The organism is Nostoc sp. KVJ3, from assembly GCF_026127265.1.
Taxonomy (GTDB): Bacteria; Cyanobacteriota; Cyanobacteriia; order Cyanobacteriales; family Nostocaceae; genus Nostoc.
In genome coordinates this window covers 949,408-965,774 of record NZ_WWFG01000001.1, presented here as the reverse complement: position 1 = coordinate 965,774, position 16,367 = coordinate 949,408, and the positions used below count along the sequence as shown (strand labels likewise).

The window sequence follows — 16,367 nt, the reverse complement described above, 5'->3', positions numbered from 1 at the left end:
CAGTATTTCAGCGATCGCTCTTTAAATCAGTTCATTCTTGACTCCATTTATCCATTGTAGATAACAGAGGAAAAGAACTTTATGACTAATTATGACTACATTGTAATTGGTGCAGGTTCGGCAGGATGCGTTGTTGCCAACCGTCTGACAGAAGACAGCAACACAACTGTGTTACTACTTGAAGCGGGTAATCCCGATACGAAACCAGAAATTCACATCCCAGCGCAATGTCTCAGTCTACTAGGTTCTGAGGTGGACTGGGCATATTTCTCCCAATCAGAACCCTACCTGAATAACCGCAAAATCTTTTGTCCCCGTGGCAAAGTCCTGGGCGGCAGCAGTTCGATTAATATCATGATTTATCTGCGGGGTAATTCTCACGATTATGACCACTGGCAGTCATTGGGCAATCCCGGTTGGTCGTACCTTGATGTTTTGCCCTACTTCAAGAAATCAGAACACTTCTCACGAGGCGCGTCTGAATTTCACGGGGTCGATGGAGAGTTGAGCGTCACCGATCTGATTGCGCCTGCTGTGGTATCCCAACGTTTTGTAGACGCAGCAGTGCAACTAGGATATGACCACAATCCCGATCCCAATGGAATGCAGCAGTTAGGAGCAGGACTCTATCAGTTGACGATCAAGGATGGTAAGCGCCACAGCGCCGCCGCTGCCTTCCTGCTACCCATTTCCCAGCGTCCCAATTTGACTGTAACTACAGGAGCATTGGTAACTCGCTTGTTGTTTGAGGATACCCGCACTATTGGGGTAGAATACCTGCACGAGGACATACTGCACCAAGTTAGGGTAAACTCCGAAGTGATTTTAAGTGCTGGCGTATTCGATTCGCCCAAGCTGCTGATGCTTTCTGGTATTGGTGATGTAGAACACCTGCAAACTTTGGGAATTCCGGTAGTGGCTGATTTGCCGGGTGTCGGTCAAAACCTCCAAGACCACCCTGTTGTGTCCGTGGCACACGAGGCAACTCAGGATTTACACACGGCAAGCAGCAGTAGTGTCGCTGAAGCTGGCTTGTTTTTGCATACTCCGGGTAATCTGGATGCCGCGCCAGATTTACAGTTTCTCTTCGGCCCGGTTGTGTTGGCACCGCCTGGTTATGCCCACTCTGGTTTAGGATTTACAAGTTTCGTCTGTTTAACTCATCCTCAAAACATTGGTAGTGTCAGTTTGCGTTCCCCCGACCCCAAAGACACACCGATGATTCAAATGAACTTTCTCCAAAGTGAAACTGATGTGCAAAAGTTAGTTGTCGGGATTAAATTACTCCGTAACTTGTTCGGTGCAAGTGCTTTGGATGAGTTTCGCGGTAAGGAAATCGCTCCGGGTGCTGACAAGCAGAGTGATGCAGCGCTAGAAGCTTACGTCCGGGACACTTGCAGCACTGTGTGGCATCCGGTTGGCACTTGCAAAATGGGCATTGACTCAATGGCAGTGGTCGATCCTGAGTTGCGGGTACATGGGGTTGAGGGATTGCGAGTTGTTGATGCTTCCATCATGCCAACAATCACCACGGGAAATACGAACGCACCGACCATCATGATTGGTGAAAAAGCAGCAGATTTAATTAAAGCAAGTTGCACTCGACAAACTCTTCTCGTTAAGCACAAAGTACAAAATCCAGCCAACTCAACTTATCTAGAAGTCAGCGATCGCTCCTAACATCTATAAAGGAACACGCAATGACACGAATTACCACACCATTTGTCCGGCACTCTACCGCCTCTGAGGTAGCACAGGGAATCGATCTCTCTGGCAAACGGGCGATCGTCACGGGAGCAGCATCGGGTATCGGTGTAGAAACGGCGCGGGCGTTGGCTCACGCTGGAGCCGAAGTTACGTTGGCTGTGCGTAACGTCGATGCTGGGGCAAAGACGGCGGCTGACATCACTGCTACCACTGGGAATCAAAATATTCACGTCGCCGAACTTGACCTGAACGACCGAGGAGCGATCGCTAAATTCATTGCCGCGTGGAATGAACCCCTACATATCCTCGTCAACAACGCAGGGGTAATGGCATTGCCTGAACAGCATACACTTGAAGGCTGGGAGATGCAGTTTGCCACCAACCACCTCGGACACTTCGCTCTAACACTCGGACTCCACGATGCTCTGGCGGCGGACGGTGCTGCGCGCATTGTGTCTGTCAGTTCTAGCGCCCACATGCTCTCGCCGATTGTATTCGATGATATCCACTTCGCGTTCCGTCCCTACGATCCGTGGTTGGCATACGGGCAGTCCAAGACAGCGAACGTACTCTTCGCTGTCGCTGCTACTGGACGCTGGTTCAGGGATGGCATTACTGCCAATGCTTTGATGCCTGGGGCGATCGCCACGAACCTCCAGCGTCATACGGGCGGTCTTAGAACCCCACCTGAGCGGCAGAAGACAATAGCGCAAGGTGCGGCAACTTCCGTTCTGTTGGCAACCTCTTTGCTACTAAAGGGCGTTGGTGGTCGCTATTTCGAGGACTGCAATGAAGCCACTCTCGTCACCAACGGGAACGGCTATATGAGCGGAGTTGCCCCCTACGCCCTGAACCCAGACAATGCCGATCGGCTCTGGAATGAATCATTGCGCCTGCTCGCTTGACCTGGCAGTAACAGTGAGCTTCACGCTGTTGATAAACGAATTGCCGGTCGTAAGCCTGCCAGCCTTTCGTCCATCACTTAAAAGGAAAACTCAAAACTATGAATTTACAAACAACTCAAACCACCACTACTGCTGACGAGTCGGCAATCCGTACTTTCCATCGCCAGATGATTGATGCTTGGAATCGAGGTAGCGGCGAAGGCTTCGCTGCCCCGTTCAGCGAAACTGCTGATTTCATCACGTTCGAAGGCACGCATCTCAAGGGTCGAAAAGAAATCGCTGCATTTCATCAGCAAGCGTTCGATACAGTTGTGAAAGGAACACGCCTGGAGGGTGAGGTGGATTTTGTCCGCTTCGTGAACTCGCAACTCGCGCTCATGCTTGTAGTTATCAGGGTAATACTGCCTGGACAAACCGAAACTTCACCGTCACGAGATTCGCTGCCGCTATACGTCGTAACCAAAGGCGACGAAGGTTGGCAGATCGAAGGGTTACTCAATACCCGGAAGTTAACGCTAGAACGTCAATTCTTCTTAGACGACTTTGACTCACTGGGCGCAGAGGCTCAACGTCAAGTGACCGACCTCGTTGCAAGTCTTAAGCAGCCTCATCAAGCAGATCAGTAAGAAATGGCACTAAGTTAAGATACAGCCCTAACCACAACTGGTTCCCACAATGAATGAAGGGTTAAATCTACTGTTCTCAAACCTGTGATGCAACAGAACCGATAACACTTCAATGGTTCACACAAATCCAGAATCCCCATCAGATTAACATAATGAAAAAACTAGAAGGAAAAATCGCCCTTGTCACGGGTGGCAACAGTGGTATCGGTCTTGCCACAGCCAAACAGTTTGTTGCTGAAGGTGCCTATGTCTACATCACAGGTCGTCGCCAAGTGGAACTGGATGCTGCTGTAGAAGCCATTGGCAAAAATGTTACGGCTGTGCAGAGCGATGTTTCTAATCTGGCAGACCTCGATCGTCTGTTTGCCACCATTAAGCAAGAACAAGAACACCTCGATATCATCTTCGCTAATGCTGGCGGTGGACAAATTGCCCCACTTGGAGCAATCACTGAGGAACACTTTGACAAAACATTCAACGTAAACGTCAAAGGTTTGCTGTTCACTGTACAAAAGGCGCTGCCACTGTTACCAGATGGCGCTTCTATTATCCTGAATGCTTCGATTACTTCTATAAAAGGTACGCCAGCATTCAGTGTTTACAGCGCCACCAAAGCCGCCGTGAGATCATTTGCTCGGAATTGGATACTCGACCTCAGAGAACGCAAGATCCGAGTGAATGCCATTAGCCCTGGTGTGGTTCCGACTCCTGGTTACGATCATTTGGGACTGAATGACCAGCAGTTGCAAGAATTCGTGGACAGCCAAGCCAGCACCATCCCACTGGGACGAGTCGGCAAACCCGATGAGATTGCCAAAGCTGTTGTCTTTCTCGCTTCAGACGATAGTAGCTTTGTGAATGGCATTGAGTTGTTTGTTGATGGCGGTATGGCACAGATTTGAAGTCCAAAAGGAGTTAAAGATGAAGCTTATCTCTGTTAATGTTGGCCTGCCGCGTGAAGTGACCTGGAAAGGAAAACCCATCCGCACTGGAATTTTCAAAGAGCCAGTTAATTCGAGAGTGATGGTGCGTGAACTCAATTTAGATGGCGATCGCCAAGCGGATCTCACCGTTCATGGCGGAGTTGACAAAGCCGTATATGTCTATCCCTTTGAGCATTACGACTACTGGCGAAGCGAATTGCCTGACACAGAGTTAACGCTTGGTATCTTTGGTGAAAATTTCACAGTCACAGGATTGAAAGAAGAAGAATTGAACATTGGCGATCGCTTCAAAATCGGTAGTGTGGAACTAATGGTGACTCAACCGCGCTTACCCTGCTACAAACTAGGGATTCGCTTTGGGCGATCGGATATGGTGAAACAATTTCTCGCCAGTCGCCGCACCGGATTTTACTTTCGGGTTTTGCAAGAAGGCGAAGTGGTCGCTGGAGACACTTTAGAGTTGATGAGTCGAGATACTAACAATATTACTGTTGCTAATATCATTCAGCTTTATGTTCGTGAGCGAAACAATCCAGAGTTACTGCATCGTGCTGCTCAACTGAAAGCGTTACCCGAAAGCTGGCGGGACTACTTTCAGGAGCAGATCCATCGTCAGGATGTGAGATAGATCAACCTGTCGTAAAACGCCATCATGTCACTTTTATCACTTACAAGGGGTAATTTCATGACTACATATCGTACAGTTTCGATCGATGGTTTAGACATTTTCTACCGTGAAGCTGGTTCTCGTGATAATCCGACGATTCTGCTATTGCACGGCTTTCCAACTTCCTCTCACATGTTCCGCAATCTCATACCTGCCCTTGCTGATAAATTCCATCTCATTGCTCCTGACTACCCTGGCTACGGCAACAGTTCGATGCCAACTGTAAATGAATTTGATTACACCTTTGATCGCTTGGCTGAGATTGTGGAAAAATTCATTGCTGCGATCGCTCTCAAAAAGTACAGCCTTTATGTGATGGATTATGGCGCACCCATTGGCTATCGGATTGCCGCTAAATATCCAGAGCGCGTGCAATCTCTGATTGTTCAAAATGGCAATGCTTACGAAGAAGGTCTACGCGAATTTTGGGAACCAATTAAGGCATACTGGCAAGAGCGATCGCCTGAGAATGCTGAAAAGCTCAAATATCTTGTCACCCTGGAAGCAACGAAGTGGCAATATACCAACGGTGTTCGCAATTTAGAAGCGATCAGCCCCGATACCTGGACTATCGATCAAAATTTCCTCGATCGCCCCGGCAACGGTGAGATTCAACTAGCACTGCTGTATAGTTATGGCACGAATCCACCATTATATCCGCAATGGCAAGAGTATTTTCGCAAATATCAGCCACCAACCCTGATCGTTTGGGGTAAGAACGACTACATCTTCCCCCCAGAAGGCGCTCATCCCTATAAGCGCGACCTAAAAGACGTTGAGTTGCATTTACTCGATACCGGACATTTTGCCCTGGAAGAGGATGGGGATGCGATCGCAAACTACATCGCTCAATTTCTCACGTCACGACTGCAATCTATCCCTGTTTAACTAAACGGCGAAACTGAGCCGTTGTTCATAACAGGCTCTAGCGAATCCAAACCCACGAACAAAAACGTACTAAGCTGTTAGGGACTTCCAAATAAAAAAATACTCAAAAAACTCTCTTCTCCTTATTCCTCTGTGTTCTCTGTGTCTCTGTGGTTCGTTTATTTGGATAATTTATTTCTTGGAAGTCCCTTACGCAAATAAGATTGCACATCAACTGGTAAGGTTGTTCTTTGTTTTTTGTCCTTAGTAAACACAAATGACAAATGACTAATCACGTCTAGGAAAATAGTGCAATATGTAGGCGCGTTAGCTTAACAGCTTAATTGTCTGCTATTCCGATTCTTCCATCTATCGCAACGAGATATGAGGAGATCAACATGACAACGAGCAATTCCGATTTTACTGCCCGCGAAGCACTACGCCTGCTCGGTCCCGATCCCGAAAACTGGGTACCCGATCGCCCTGGCATCGATCACAATGTCACTATAATAGGTGGGAGCGGTAGCGGTAGCACCTTTGTATTTGCGCTACGACGTGCTGGGATCGGTCGCGTGACGGAGATCGATGCAGCCGATGACGAGGCTCATGCAGGCGTGTGGTTGACGCGAGCGCGGATGAGAACGCTCCGCACACCGAAACATCTGCCTGGGCCAGAACTAGGCATCCCAGAATTGTCCTTTCAAGCCTGGTACGAAGCGCGGCACGGTGCGGCAGCCTACGCAGAGATCGATCGCATTGAGCGAGTGGCTTGGGCTGAGTACCTCAGTTGGTATCGGCATTTCCTGGGTATCCAGGTTCGTTACCAGACGAAGTTGGTGCGGATTGAACCAGTCGCAGATTTCTTCCGCCTACACCTTGAGGTAAACGGTGTCCCGCTCTTAGAGACTACGCGCAAAATTATCTTCGCCAATGGCGTGGCTGGCACGGGTGGTTCGTACATACCTCCAATACTGGCTGACTTACCCCGCACGTTGTACGCACATACCGCCGATGCCATCGATTTTGAAGCACTGCGCGGTAAGACTGTGGCGGTGCTGGGTGCGGCGGCTTCAGCTTTCGATGCAGCAGCAGTGGCACTGGAATCGGGAGCTAAGGCAGTACATCTATTTGTACGGCGATCGGCGATCACATCTCTGTCAGTCCTTCGGGTACGGGATTACCCTGGTGCTTACGACAACTATCCCCAACTACCCGATGCAGCTCGCTGGTTCCAGGCTTGGCACTTTCGTCAAGCAGGCACCGCGCCACCCCCGAACTCGATTAAGCGAGCGATCGCTTTCCCGAACTTTCACATCCATCTATCTGCACCTTGGAAATCGGCACGGAAACTGGGCGATGCGGAAGCCGCCGCCAAAGGCGAACGCATTGCCATCCAGGTGAACGATGATGTTTTCGAGTTTGATTTTGCGATCGCTGGCACTGGTTACTTCGTTGACCCAACAAAGCGTCCCGAACTAGCCGACTTGCAAGAGCATATTGCCCTCTGGCGCGATCGCTACCAGCCACCAGAAGACCTGCGCGACGACGGTTTGGGGGCACATCCTTACCTCGGTAGCGCCCACGAATACCAAGAAAAAGTACCTGGCACTGCCCCTTACCTGAAAGACATTCACGTATTTAATCCTGCTGGTTTGGTCAGCTTCGGATTGCCAGTTGGTGACATCCATAGCATCCGCCGCGACGTACCTGCAATAGTATCGCGCATCAGTCACGACTTGTTCTTTAAGGACTGGGCGCATCATGAGGCACGTATCACAGGCGATATTGCCCCCGATTTTGAGGACTCGCTCTATGCTACTGCGGTGTGGAAACAACCGATCGAGGCAGCGACCCGCTAGGTCAACAACCATTTCACCAGTAACAAATAATTCCGGCTGGAAAACGATGCCAGTAGAAAGCGATCGCCGTTTCACGATCGCTGCCGATCGAGCATCACTGTTAAACCAATTCACTTAACAGTGTCATTTCAACAGATTGTTTACTAATTATCAAAGGAGAATGTCATGGTTGCTCAAGTAAATTCACAAGCAAAGATTTTGGAAGTTGCAGACGATCCACGTCTTTCTAAAGGAGTGAAGGAATTTTTGAAAGTGCTGAATTCAGGAGGTGTGCCACTGGAGACACTCACTGCAATCGAGGCACGTCAAGTACTCGCGGATGCACAGGCTTCTGTTCCAGTAGACCTTTCAGGCATTGAAGAGTCTGAGAAGAAAATTATCGCTGACGGTTATTCGATTACGCTCAATATCGTGCGACCGGAAGGCGTTAAAGGCACATTGCCTGTTTTCATCTTTATTCATGGTGGTGGTTGGGTGTTAGGTGATTATCCAACACACAAGCGCATGGTTCGCGATCTGGTTGTGCTTTCAGGGTTTGCAGGGGTCTTTGTCAACTACACGCGCACGCCAGATGCTCAGTACCCACAGGCGATCAATGAGATTTATGCTGCGACCAAATGGGTTGCCGAGCATGGTGAAGAGATTGGGGTGGATGGCAAGAATCTGGCAGTGGTCGGCAACAGTGTCGGCGGAAATATGACAGCAGTCACTGCTTTGAAGGCGAAAGAAAAAGGAGGACCACACATCAAGCTACAAATCATGATGTGGCCGATCGTCGATGCTAGTTTTGAAACGGATTCTTATCATCAATTTGGTGACAAACGGTTCCTGACTACGCCGTTGATGAAGTGGATGTATGACATGTACATCGCTGACCCAGAAAAGCGCCAAGATATCTATGCCTCCCCCTTACAGGCTACGGTCGACCAACTGCAAGGATTACCGCCTGCGCTCATTCAGGTTGGAGAAAGCGATATCTTGCGTGACGGTGGCGAAGCCTATGGACGCAAGCTCGATGAGGCTGGAGTGAAAGTGACAACCGTGCGCTACAACGGCATGATTCATGACTTTGGGCTGCTCAATGGTTTAGCCGAGCTGCCACAAGTCCGCTCTCTGTTTGTTCAAGCTGCTGCTGAATTGAAGAAACATCTGCAATAGGATGTGATCGATGTTTTTGGGGAAATGAAAAGACGCTCCTCCATCGCTTTGCTGCTTACTGAGTTAGCGTAGGGGAAAAGGGTAAAACGGAATGGCACTAAGTTAAGACACACCCCTTGCCGTGACTGCTTCCCAGCCTCCAGGCTAGGAACTAATTCTGAGAGCCTCCGCCTCCAAAGGCTTGATCGGAGGCAGAGCCTCTCGAAATACATTCCCAGCCTACAGGCTGGGAACCAGGTAAAACAAGACTTTCGGCTTATCTTAGTGCCATTTGATCGTAATACAAACTACTCTCAGGTAATTACCTGCTTTGACACCCTCACCGACCTATTTACCACATTCCATGTAAAGCCGTCCTTTATGACGGAGTTTCTACCCATTTTTCTGATGAACAGCCACACACCGAGCGCTAGGGACATTATTGGATCATCACCGTTGATTGCGATTGAAAACGAAGCACCACCCAAGCTGATTGTCGATCCACCGCTTCCCGAACCACTGGCACAGGGACGTGTCTTCATCCAGTACCGGACGGAGAATTTGCGTGTGTTGCCAGTATTTGGCAAAGGTGCCCTCGAAGTATCGCCGCGCATCGGTCATATCCACATCACCGTTGACGACGCGCCGTGGCACTTTGTCGATGCCAGTGGGGAAACGATCATCCTGGTCGGACTGGAACCTGGCGTACACAAGGTGCTGATCGAACTAGCTGACCCCACACACAAGGTAATCACTAGCGAAACTGTAGAGTTCACGCTGCCCGATTTTAAGAAATCATCATGAAAAAACTAGAGGGAAAAATCGCAGTTGTGACGGAGGCATCTGCGGAAACGCTGTACATTGCGGGTGGTAGTCATTGATCTGTATTAAACTGCTTTTGAGGTAATTCGGTCGGCACGGATTTAATGCCAATTAAATCATGCTGAGGCGATCGCCATTTTACATTGCCATACTATTAGCGAGATGCTCACGCGGGCAAGATGCCCGCACTACCAAAAACCCCTCAAAACAAAATTGACAGATACTATTGGTCTGTTTCATTAATTCTGAAGGGTTATAAAAGTTCGTAGTAAGGACTTTAGTCCTTGATTTGAGCGATAAATCGCTCACTACAAACCTAGCAAAACTAATGGGACAGACTACTATGACCAACCCCGAAAATCCTCGACTACCCCTGCCGCCTTTCAATAATGAATCCGCCATCCAAAAAGTCAGAATCGCAGAAGATGCTTGGAACACACGTAACCCTGAACTAGTATCACTTGCTTACACGTCGGATAGCATTTGGCGCAACCGTTCAGAATTTTTATCTGGTCGTGAGGCGATCGCACAATTCTTGACACGTAAGTGGCTTAAAGAATTGGACTACCGTCTGATCAAAGAGCTTTGGGCTTTTCAAGACAACCGCATTGCTGTCCGATTTGCTTACGAATGGCATGATGATTCCGGCAACTGGTTTCGCTCTTACGGCAATGAGAATTGGGAGTTTGATGAATATGGATTCATGCGATGGCGTATTGCCAGCATCAACGACCTGCCAATTCACCAAAGCGATCGCAAATACCACTGGATACTAGGTCGTCGTCCTGACGATCACCCCGGATTGTCAGACCTCAATCTTTGAAAAGCCCAACGACCATATCACCCAGTTTTTATCCTACAAGAAATCCACTGCTATGAATGCAAACAACGGCATCATTAGCCAGCTTAGTCAATATTCAGTGCCTGTAACCATTGATCGCTTTGCAGCCATCCTTCAAGCAAAAGGCATCACCATTTTTGCCCGCATCGATCAACAGGCTGAAGCCGAAAAAGTCGAACTTAGCCTACCTCCTACACAGTTGTTGCTGTTTGGCAACCCGAAAGCCGGAACTTCTCTCATGGTGGCAGAACCAACGATCGCCCTGGATTTACCCCTGAAAGTACTGGCATGGGAAGCGACAGACGGCAAGGTGTGGGTGAGTTACAACGATCCTAATTACTTAAAACAGCGATTTTCTCTCTCGGATGAGTTGGTGAAAAATATCGCTATCATTGCACCTTTAATCTATCAAGCACTTAGTTCCGCCGATCGCCAATAAGTTGCAGAATTAGCACGCGATCGCACCTTGGCGTTTTAGAAACAGCATTTAGGCAGTGGTGTCAAGTCGCTTCTCTACGAGACGCTGCGCGAACGCTCCAATTAAAAATTAAAAATTATTAATTAAAAATTGCAATCAGTCGGGGCTTGAACCCACCACTGATAGCGTAGCGTTAGCGAGTCTGCGTCGCTGCATATCGCGGGTGGTTTTTAAGAAAGAGAACGGTAAAAATCAACAAGCAACGAGAAAAACCATGAACATCAACAAGAATGACACCGCAGTAGTTGTCATCGATCCGCAAAACGATGTCTTGAGCGAAAAAGGGGTTTCCTGGGATTTGGTGGGTGAGAGTGTTAAGGATAACAACACCATCGAAAACATTGAGCGAATCTTCAAAGCCGCAAAGCAGAATGAATTCGAGGTTTTTATCTCCCCTCACTATTACTACCCCACCGATCATAATTGGAAATTTGCCGGCAACCTAGAGCAAATGATGCTTGAGGTTAAGGAGTTTGATCGCCGTGGTGCATTGAGCCTCGATGGATTCCTGGGATCGGGTGCTGACTGGCTCGATCGCTACAAGCCCTTCATTGAGGATGGCAAGACGATTGTGGCCAGTCCGCACAAAGTCTATGGGCCGCAAACTAACGACCTCGTTTTGCAACTGCGTAAACGCAACATCAGCAAAGTTATTATACTTGGAATGTTGGCAAATCTTTGTGTTGAAGCTCACCTACGCGAATTGCTCGAACAGGGATTTGAGGTTCTTGTTGTCAAAGATGCAACAGCTGCTCCTCGGCATCCGCAACTGGGCGATGGCTACAAGGCAGCACTGATCAACTTTGGCTATATCGCCAATGCAGTCCTTTCTACAGATGAAGTTGTAGCAGCAATGCAGTAATGTCAAACTCATTAATTTTACAACACTTATGAAAACATCCGCGTTACTCCTGGCTCTGCCAATCAGTATCTTAGCTAATTTTTCCTTACCTGCTTCTGCTGATTCTACTGCTGGCCTCATCCTAAGTACAAAATGCCAGGGTGGGTATAACATCAATATTTGGCAGAATTATAATTCCGGTGAACTACTCTATCGCGCAACCAGTCCCAACGGTAATTTAAGTTTGGGCAAAGGAACTAGCCAAGCGACAGAAGGTGTTCGAGTATATAAGTTTCGGAGTGGAATTTATAAATATTCGGTGTGGGATGGCACGTTAGATAATCCGCAGGCTGGAACTTTAGAGGTGTATAAAAACAACCGTATTGTGATGAAGCAAACTTGTAGAAAAAGTTGAATCTTTTAGCGGGTGTTATGCACTTTTTGGAAACCCAGCTAGGGCAAGCATCTTGAGTTACGCTCGCCAAATACGCGATCGCTAAAACCCTCTTTAGTCAGCCAGTTTTTTCTGAAATTCATAACAAATTCTAGAAATCGTATTCACCCGATCAAACCCAAAGGATATGGAAGTGGACACTCAACACTATGACGACATTATTATCGGCGGCGGCAAAGCGGGTAAAACACTGGCACCAGCGCTAGTTGCTGACGGACGTAAAACCGCTCTGGTTGAACGCAGTTTAAATATGATTGGTGGCGGGTGCATCAATATCGCCTGCATTCCTACTAAAACTATGGTGGCGAGTGCCAATGTCGCAAACACAGTGCGAAACAGTGCCGCTTATGGGGTTAAAACCAACACACCCACTGTTAATTTAGCAGAAGTGATCCAACGAAAACGATCGGTTGTGCAAGGGATGCGTGAAATGAACTTGCACAATTTAGAAACGGCTTTGGATAGCAACTTGATCATTGGCGAAGCAAGGTTTGTTGCCCCCAAAACGATCGCAGTAACGACGACTGAGGGGAACAATCGCTTACTTACCGCCGAACGGTTATTTATTAATACAGGCACACGACCGTTAATTCCATCTATTCCTGGACTCACAGAAGTTGAGTTTTTAACGAGTGAGTCGATTATGGAGCTAGAATATTTGCCTGAACACCTGATTGTTCTCGGTAGTAGCTATATTGGTTTGGAGTTTGCCCAGATGTTTCGGCGCTTTGGCTCTAGCGTTACTGTCATTGGGCAAAGTGAGCAAATTCTGTCACAGCAAGATCGAGATATAGCGATCGCAGTTCAAACACTGCTAGAACAAGATGGTGTTGAATTCTTATTAAAAGCGAAGGTGTTGAGGGTTGATCGCACTGGTAATGAAATCATCCTGCAAATCCAAGTTGGCGATCGTGAAATCACCCTCCAAGGGTCGCATTTGCTCGTCGCCGTTGGTCGTGCGCCCAATACCGATAGCTTAAATTTAGCTGCTGCTGGTGTGGCAACCGATACACGTGGATTTATTCAAGTCAACGATAGCCTGGAGACGAACATTCCGGGGATTTGGGCGTTAGGCGACATCAACGGCGGTCTGCAATACACTCATATATCGCTCGATGATTATCGCATTATCAAAGCTAATTTAATTGATGGGGGCAACCGGAGTACACGGGATCGATTGGTTCCATCTTGTCTGTTCATCGATCCAGAACTGGCTCATGTGGGTTTGACTGAAACTGAAGCACAGCAACAAGGATATACAATCCGCGTGGCGAAGATAGATGCGTCAGCCATTCCTAGAGCAAGAACACTCGGTCAAACCGATGGACTGCTAAAGGCGATCGTAGATACAGATACAGGTCGTATTCTAGGGTGTTCCCTGTTGTGTCATGAAGCAGGTGAAATGATTTCAACAGTGCAGATGCTGATGCAAGCTCAGATGCCCTACACTGTTCTGCGCGATGGTATTTTGACTCATCCCACGATGACGGAAGGGTTAAATATATTGTTTTCCAAGTTGTAAAAAGACAGCAATTGCAGACCCAAGGACTTACCAAATAAACTACATTTCACTTTTGAAAAAAGTAGATATAGCATGATTAGTAAAACATCTAAAGTCGGTATTATTGGTGCAGGTAATGTAGGTGCAGACGTTGCAAATGCTTTAGTTTTACTCGGTAGATGTGTAAGGGTTGTCCTTTTTGACCGAACCTTATCAAAAGCTGAGGGGCAAGCATGGGATATTGAAGATAGCATTCCTCTACTTAAAGAGATGGAGATTATACCATCAAATCAGTATGAAGATTTAGCTGATTCAGATATTATTATTATGACTGCTGGGGTGCAGCAAAAACAAGGACAGACGCGATTAGATACATTGAGTGACAATGCAGAGATTATACGTTCGACAATCAAAGAATTGGATCGAGTTGCACCAAATTCAATCGTACTTATCGTTAGCAATCCGGTGGATGTACTCACGCGGATTGCTCAAGCTACTTCCACCAGAGCAGAAAACCTAATTTTCGGTTCGGGAACCGTTCTTGATACTGCTAGACTGAGATATCAACTTGGAAAGCGACTGAATGTTGCAAAACAAGACGTTCATGCTTATGTGATTGGAGAGCATGGAGACAGTGAATTTGTCGTTTGGTCTAGTGCATTTATTGGGGGAATTCTGTTAACTGAATTTCCCCTACCACAAGGAGCAACGCTAGAACAAATTCAGCAAGAGTACGCACAGTTAACTCGTAAACGAGGGTATAACATTTTTGAACGCAAAGGAAATACAAGCTATGGTATATCAACAGTAGTTTGTCAGTTAGTTGATACCATCCTGCGAGATGAAAAGCAAATATTTCCAGTATCGGCTAGAGCAGATTCTAACTATGGAGTTGGCAGTGAAGTTGTTCTTGGACTTCCATGTATCATTGGCTCAACAGGTATTGAGCGCCAACTGCTGTTATCAAGAAATGCTTATGAACAACGCTTATTAGAAGAATCAGCCAACAAACTCAATGAAGCCCATAATTCTTTGCATAATTAAAATCAAATTGGAACCCCTGACTACTCGGCATTACATCGAAACGGTTTTAGTAAGATAACAAGTGATTTACCTAAATCGATTCATGCTTGTACTTTGCCAGGTTTTTTACTGGAACTTCAAGCATTTATTTTGGCATCTACTCTCCAAAAAGCATTTATTTAATCAGTTAACTTTAATACATTAAAATGATTTCATGCTCTGATCTTAGCTTGACCGAAACGAAAAGGATACAAGCCCCTAAATTTATTTATGGGGATCATTAATTTTGAATTTTGAATTTTGAATTCGGAGCGTATCCCTGCGGGGAAGCAAGCTACGCGCAGCGTCTCGTAGAGAAGCGACGTGACTCTAATTTCCGGTCGCCCATAACGCCACCGCTAGTTTTTCATGTGCATTTGTTTCAATCAATGGTCACGAAGTATTCAGAATTTTATAACCCGCAACTTGGGTTATCTAGTTGCGATCGGATTTCTACAGGAATATCAATTCGAGTTGAGTAAACGAACGATTTAGTGTCATTTTGCTTAGTTGTTGCAGCCATAACTTCTACTCCCAATATGTTCTGGAAAAATGAATGATCGTTAGCTTAGTAATTTGCCCCGCAGCAAGAGCCGCACTGTCCCTAGAGCAATACTGCCGATCGCAATATTTGCGCCAATGAATAGTAGTAGTGCCAATTCTGGCATCACTCCAGTCATGCCGCGTTCAACAAGGCGCAAGGATGCCAGCGACAAGGCAGCAATGCCGAGGGTAAATGCCCAGTAGGTAGCTGTAAAGGGTTGTTGAAATAACCACGGTAGCAGCCGCAGTAGAATCAGCGCTTGCAAGAGTCCATAGCCGAAGAGGAACTGGGCAAAGGCATCGGGCTGACCACTGGTGATACTCAAATAAGCAACACAGCCAACGACAGGGGGGGCAAGTTGAATGCCCAGCGTTGGACGTAGTGGTTTAGGCAACGCTTCTAACAAGTAGAGGCGCTGCATAATCATCGACTCCAGTGCTAGCCACGAAAACAGCCCTCCTCCAAAAAACAACGGGCCCCATTCTCGATAACCGAGGGTACTAGCAACGATCGTACTGACAAAACTACCCGCGACTGTAGAGAGGTAGAGAATGGGTGTAATTATTTCTGGCTTACGTCCTCCCATCCATAGCTGACCAGAACGATACACGCCAAAGCTTAACTGACCAATTGCACCGACAACAAATAATGTGATGGCGATCGCACGAGAGTAGGGTGCGATCGCCAGCGCTACAAACATCGTAGACACAGGCACTAACCCGATAAAGCAACACAAAACAGGATGCTCAAATTCAGCTAAGGCATCTGCTCTCGCCCACAGCCATTTGCCGACATAAAGCAGCAACAACACGAGCCAGATTGCAATTGTCAGCAGCATAATTGCTTCGCCAATCCAGGTAGGCAAGTGCCAAAGTTTAGCAGCTACTCGCCAGCAACTACCTAATCCTGCCAAACCCAGAATCATGCCAAAAAAGGAAGCAGGAATGATGGCACGATAATCTTTCAATAAAGTAGGCTTTGGACGTGATTTTCTCATGATCTAGCTTTCCTGGCAGCAGTAGAGAGATGCAAGCGATGAAAAAAGTCAGGCATATTGGGGTGGGAAAGATTGCTTCAAGGTGAGGAGTCGGTTCGTAATAGAGACAACAAAC

At 47.3% G+C, this 16,367-nt stretch carries 16 protein-coding genes; 15 read left to right on the top strand and 1 reads right to left on the bottom strand.

The window, feature by feature from the left end; all coding sequences use genetic code 11:
* Positions 1-81 precede the first annotated feature (81 nt).
* From GTQ43_RS04095 to GTQ43_RS04025, 15 genes are all read left to right on the top strand, one after another.
* Entirely contained in the window at positions 82-1,680 is a 1,599-nt protein-coding gene (locus GTQ43_RS04095) for a GMC family oxidoreductase (protein ID WP_265270942.1), read from the top strand.
* Between the two features lie 20 nt (positions 1,681-1,700).
* On the top strand, positions 1,701-2,612 hold the full coding sequence (locus GTQ43_RS04090; RefSeq protein ID WP_265270941.1) for an SDR family NAD(P)-dependent oxidoreductase: 912 nt from the start codon (positions 1,701-1,703) through the stop codon (positions 2,610-2,612).
* Between the two features lie 98 nt (positions 2,613-2,710).
* Positions 2,711-3,238, top strand: a complete 528-nt coding sequence (locus GTQ43_RS04085; RefSeq protein WP_265270940.1) for an SgcJ/EcaC family oxidoreductase — start codon at positions 2,711-2,713, stop codon at positions 3,236-3,238.
* A 152-nt stretch (positions 3,239-3,390) separates the two neighbouring features.
* On the top strand, positions 3,391-4,140 hold the full coding sequence (locus GTQ43_RS04080) for an SDR family oxidoreductase (protein ID WP_265270939.1): 750 nt from the start codon (positions 3,391-3,393) through the stop codon (positions 4,138-4,140).
* Between the two features lie 19 nt (positions 4,141-4,159).
* Entirely contained in the window at positions 4,160-4,810 is a 651-nt protein-coding gene (locus GTQ43_RS04075) for an MOSC domain-containing protein (RefSeq protein WP_265270938.1), read from the top strand.
* 57 nt (positions 4,811-4,867) lie between these two features.
* Positions 4,868-5,737, top strand: a complete 870-nt coding sequence (locus GTQ43_RS04070; RefSeq protein WP_265270937.1) for an alpha/beta fold hydrolase — start codon at positions 4,868-4,870, stop codon at positions 5,735-5,737.
* A gap of 377 nt (positions 5,738-6,114) precedes the next feature.
* A complete protein-coding gene (locus tag GTQ43_RS04065) occupies positions 6,115-7,575 on the top strand; it encodes a SidA/IucD/PvdA family monooxygenase (protein WP_265270936.1) in 1,461 nt (486 codons plus the stop codon).
* A 165-nt stretch (positions 7,576-7,740) separates the two neighbouring features.
* A complete protein-coding gene (locus GTQ43_RS04060) occupies positions 7,741-8,733 on the top strand; it encodes an alpha/beta hydrolase (RefSeq protein WP_265270935.1) in 993 nt (330 codons plus the stop codon).
* A 360-nt stretch (positions 8,734-9,093) separates the two neighbouring features.
* Positions 9,094-9,516 (top strand): DUF6130 family protein, encoded by a 423-nt coding sequence (locus GTQ43_RS04055; protein ID WP_265270934.1) that lies wholly within the window; start codon positions 9,094-9,096, stop codon positions 9,514-9,516.
* Positions 9,517-9,877: 361 nt separating this feature from the next.
* Positions 9,878-10,357, top strand: a complete 480-nt coding sequence (locus GTQ43_RS04050; RefSeq protein ID WP_265270933.1) for a nuclear transport factor 2 family protein — start codon at positions 9,878-9,880, stop codon at positions 10,355-10,357.
* A gap of 52 nt (positions 10,358-10,409) precedes the next feature.
* Positions 10,410-10,814: a DUF302 domain-containing protein gene (locus GTQ43_RS04045; protein ID WP_265270932.1), complete on the top strand. Its 405-nt coding sequence runs from the start codon at positions 10,410-10,412 to the stop codon at positions 10,812-10,814.
* A gap of 202 nt (positions 10,815-11,016) precedes the next feature.
* On the top strand, positions 11,017-11,715 hold the full coding sequence (locus GTQ43_RS04040; protein ID WP_265270931.1) for a cysteine hydrolase: 699 nt from the start codon (positions 11,017-11,019) through the stop codon (positions 11,713-11,715).
* A gap of 28 nt (positions 11,716-11,743) precedes the next feature.
* The gene (locus tag GTQ43_RS04035; protein WP_265270929.1) at positions 11,744-12,109 is read left to right on the top strand and encodes a hypothetical protein; all 366 of its coding nucleotides are present in this window, start codon (positions 11,744-11,746) and stop codon (positions 12,107-12,109) included.
* 166 nt (positions 12,110-12,275) lie between these two features.
* A complete protein-coding gene (locus tag GTQ43_RS04030; RefSeq protein WP_265270927.1) occupies positions 12,276-13,670 on the top strand; it encodes a mercuric reductase in 1,395 nt (464 codons plus the stop codon).
* Between the two features lie 72 nt (positions 13,671-13,742).
* Positions 13,743-14,693: an L-lactate dehydrogenase gene (locus GTQ43_RS04025; RefSeq protein WP_265270925.1), complete on the top strand. Its 951-nt coding sequence runs from the start codon at positions 13,743-13,745 to the stop codon at positions 14,691-14,693.
* 581 nt (positions 14,694-15,274) lie between these two features.
* On the opposite strand, the gene tehA is transcribed toward GTQ43_RS04025, so the two are convergent.
* Positions 15,275-16,252 carry a dicarboxylate transporter/tellurite-resistance protein TehA gene (gene tehA, locus GTQ43_RS04020; protein ID WP_265270924.1) on the bottom strand — a complete coding sequence of 326 codons (978 nt, stop codon included), beginning with the start codon at positions 16,250-16,252 and terminating at the stop codon, positions 15,275-15,277.
* Positions 16,253-16,367 lie beyond the last annotated feature (115 nt).

Excerpts from the sequence above, each read along its gene's own strand:
- GTQ43_RS04070 (WP_265270937.1), top strand. The coding sequence starts at position 4,868 with ATGACTACATATCGTACAGTTTCGATCGATGGTTTAGACATTTTCTAC.
- GTQ43_RS04050 (WP_265270933.1), top strand. The coding sequence starts at position 9,878 with ATGACCAACCCCGAAAATCCTCGACTACCCCTGCCGCCTTTCAATAAT.
- GTQ43_RS04055 (WP_265270934.1), top strand. The coding sequence starts at position 9,094 with ATGACGGAGTTTCTACCCATTTTTCTGATGAACAGCCACACACCGAGC.
- GTQ43_RS04090 (WP_265270941.1), top strand. The coding sequence starts at position 1,701 with ATGACACGAATTACCACACCATTTGTCCGGCACTCTACCGCCTCTGAG.
- GTQ43_RS04060 (WP_265270935.1), top strand. The coding sequence starts at position 7,741 with ATGGTTGCTCAAGTAAATTCACAAGCAAAGATTTTGGAAGTTGCAGAC.
- GTQ43_RS04035 (WP_265270929.1), top strand. The coding sequence starts at position 11,744 with ATGAAAACATCCGCGTTACTCCTGGCTCTGCCAATCAGTATCTTAGCT.
- GTQ43_RS04085 (WP_265270940.1), top strand. The coding sequence starts at position 2,711 with ATGAATTTACAAACAACTCAAACCACCACTACTGCTGACGAGTCGGCA.
- GTQ43_RS04080 (WP_265270939.1), top strand. The coding sequence starts at position 3,391 with ATGAAAAAACTAGAAGGAAAAATCGCCCTTGTCACGGGTGGCAACAGT.
- GTQ43_RS04075 (WP_265270938.1), top strand. The coding sequence starts at position 4,160 with ATGAAGCTTATCTCTGTTAATGTTGGCCTGCCGCGTGAAGTGACCTGG.
- GTQ43_RS04045 (WP_265270932.1), top strand. The coding sequence starts at position 10,410 with ATGAATGCAAACAACGGCATCATTAGCCAGCTTAGTCAATATTCAGTG.
- GTQ43_RS04065 (WP_265270936.1), top strand. The coding sequence starts at position 6,115 with ATGACAACGAGCAATTCCGATTTTACTGCCCGCGAAGCACTACGCCTG.
- GTQ43_RS04025 (WP_265270925.1), top strand. The coding sequence starts at position 13,743 with ATGATTAGTAAAACATCTAAAGTCGGTATTATTGGTGCAGGTAATGTA.
- GTQ43_RS04030 (WP_265270927.1), top strand. The coding sequence starts at position 12,276 with ATGGAAGTGGACACTCAACACTATGACGACATTATTATCGGCGGCGGC.
- GTQ43_RS04095 (WP_265270942.1), top strand. The coding sequence starts at position 82 with ATGACTAATTATGACTACATTGTAATTGGTGCAGGTTCGGCAGGATGC.
- tehA (WP_265270924.1), bottom strand. The coding sequence starts at position 16,252 with ATGAGAAAATCACGTCCAAAGCCTACTTTATTGAAAGATTATCGTGCC.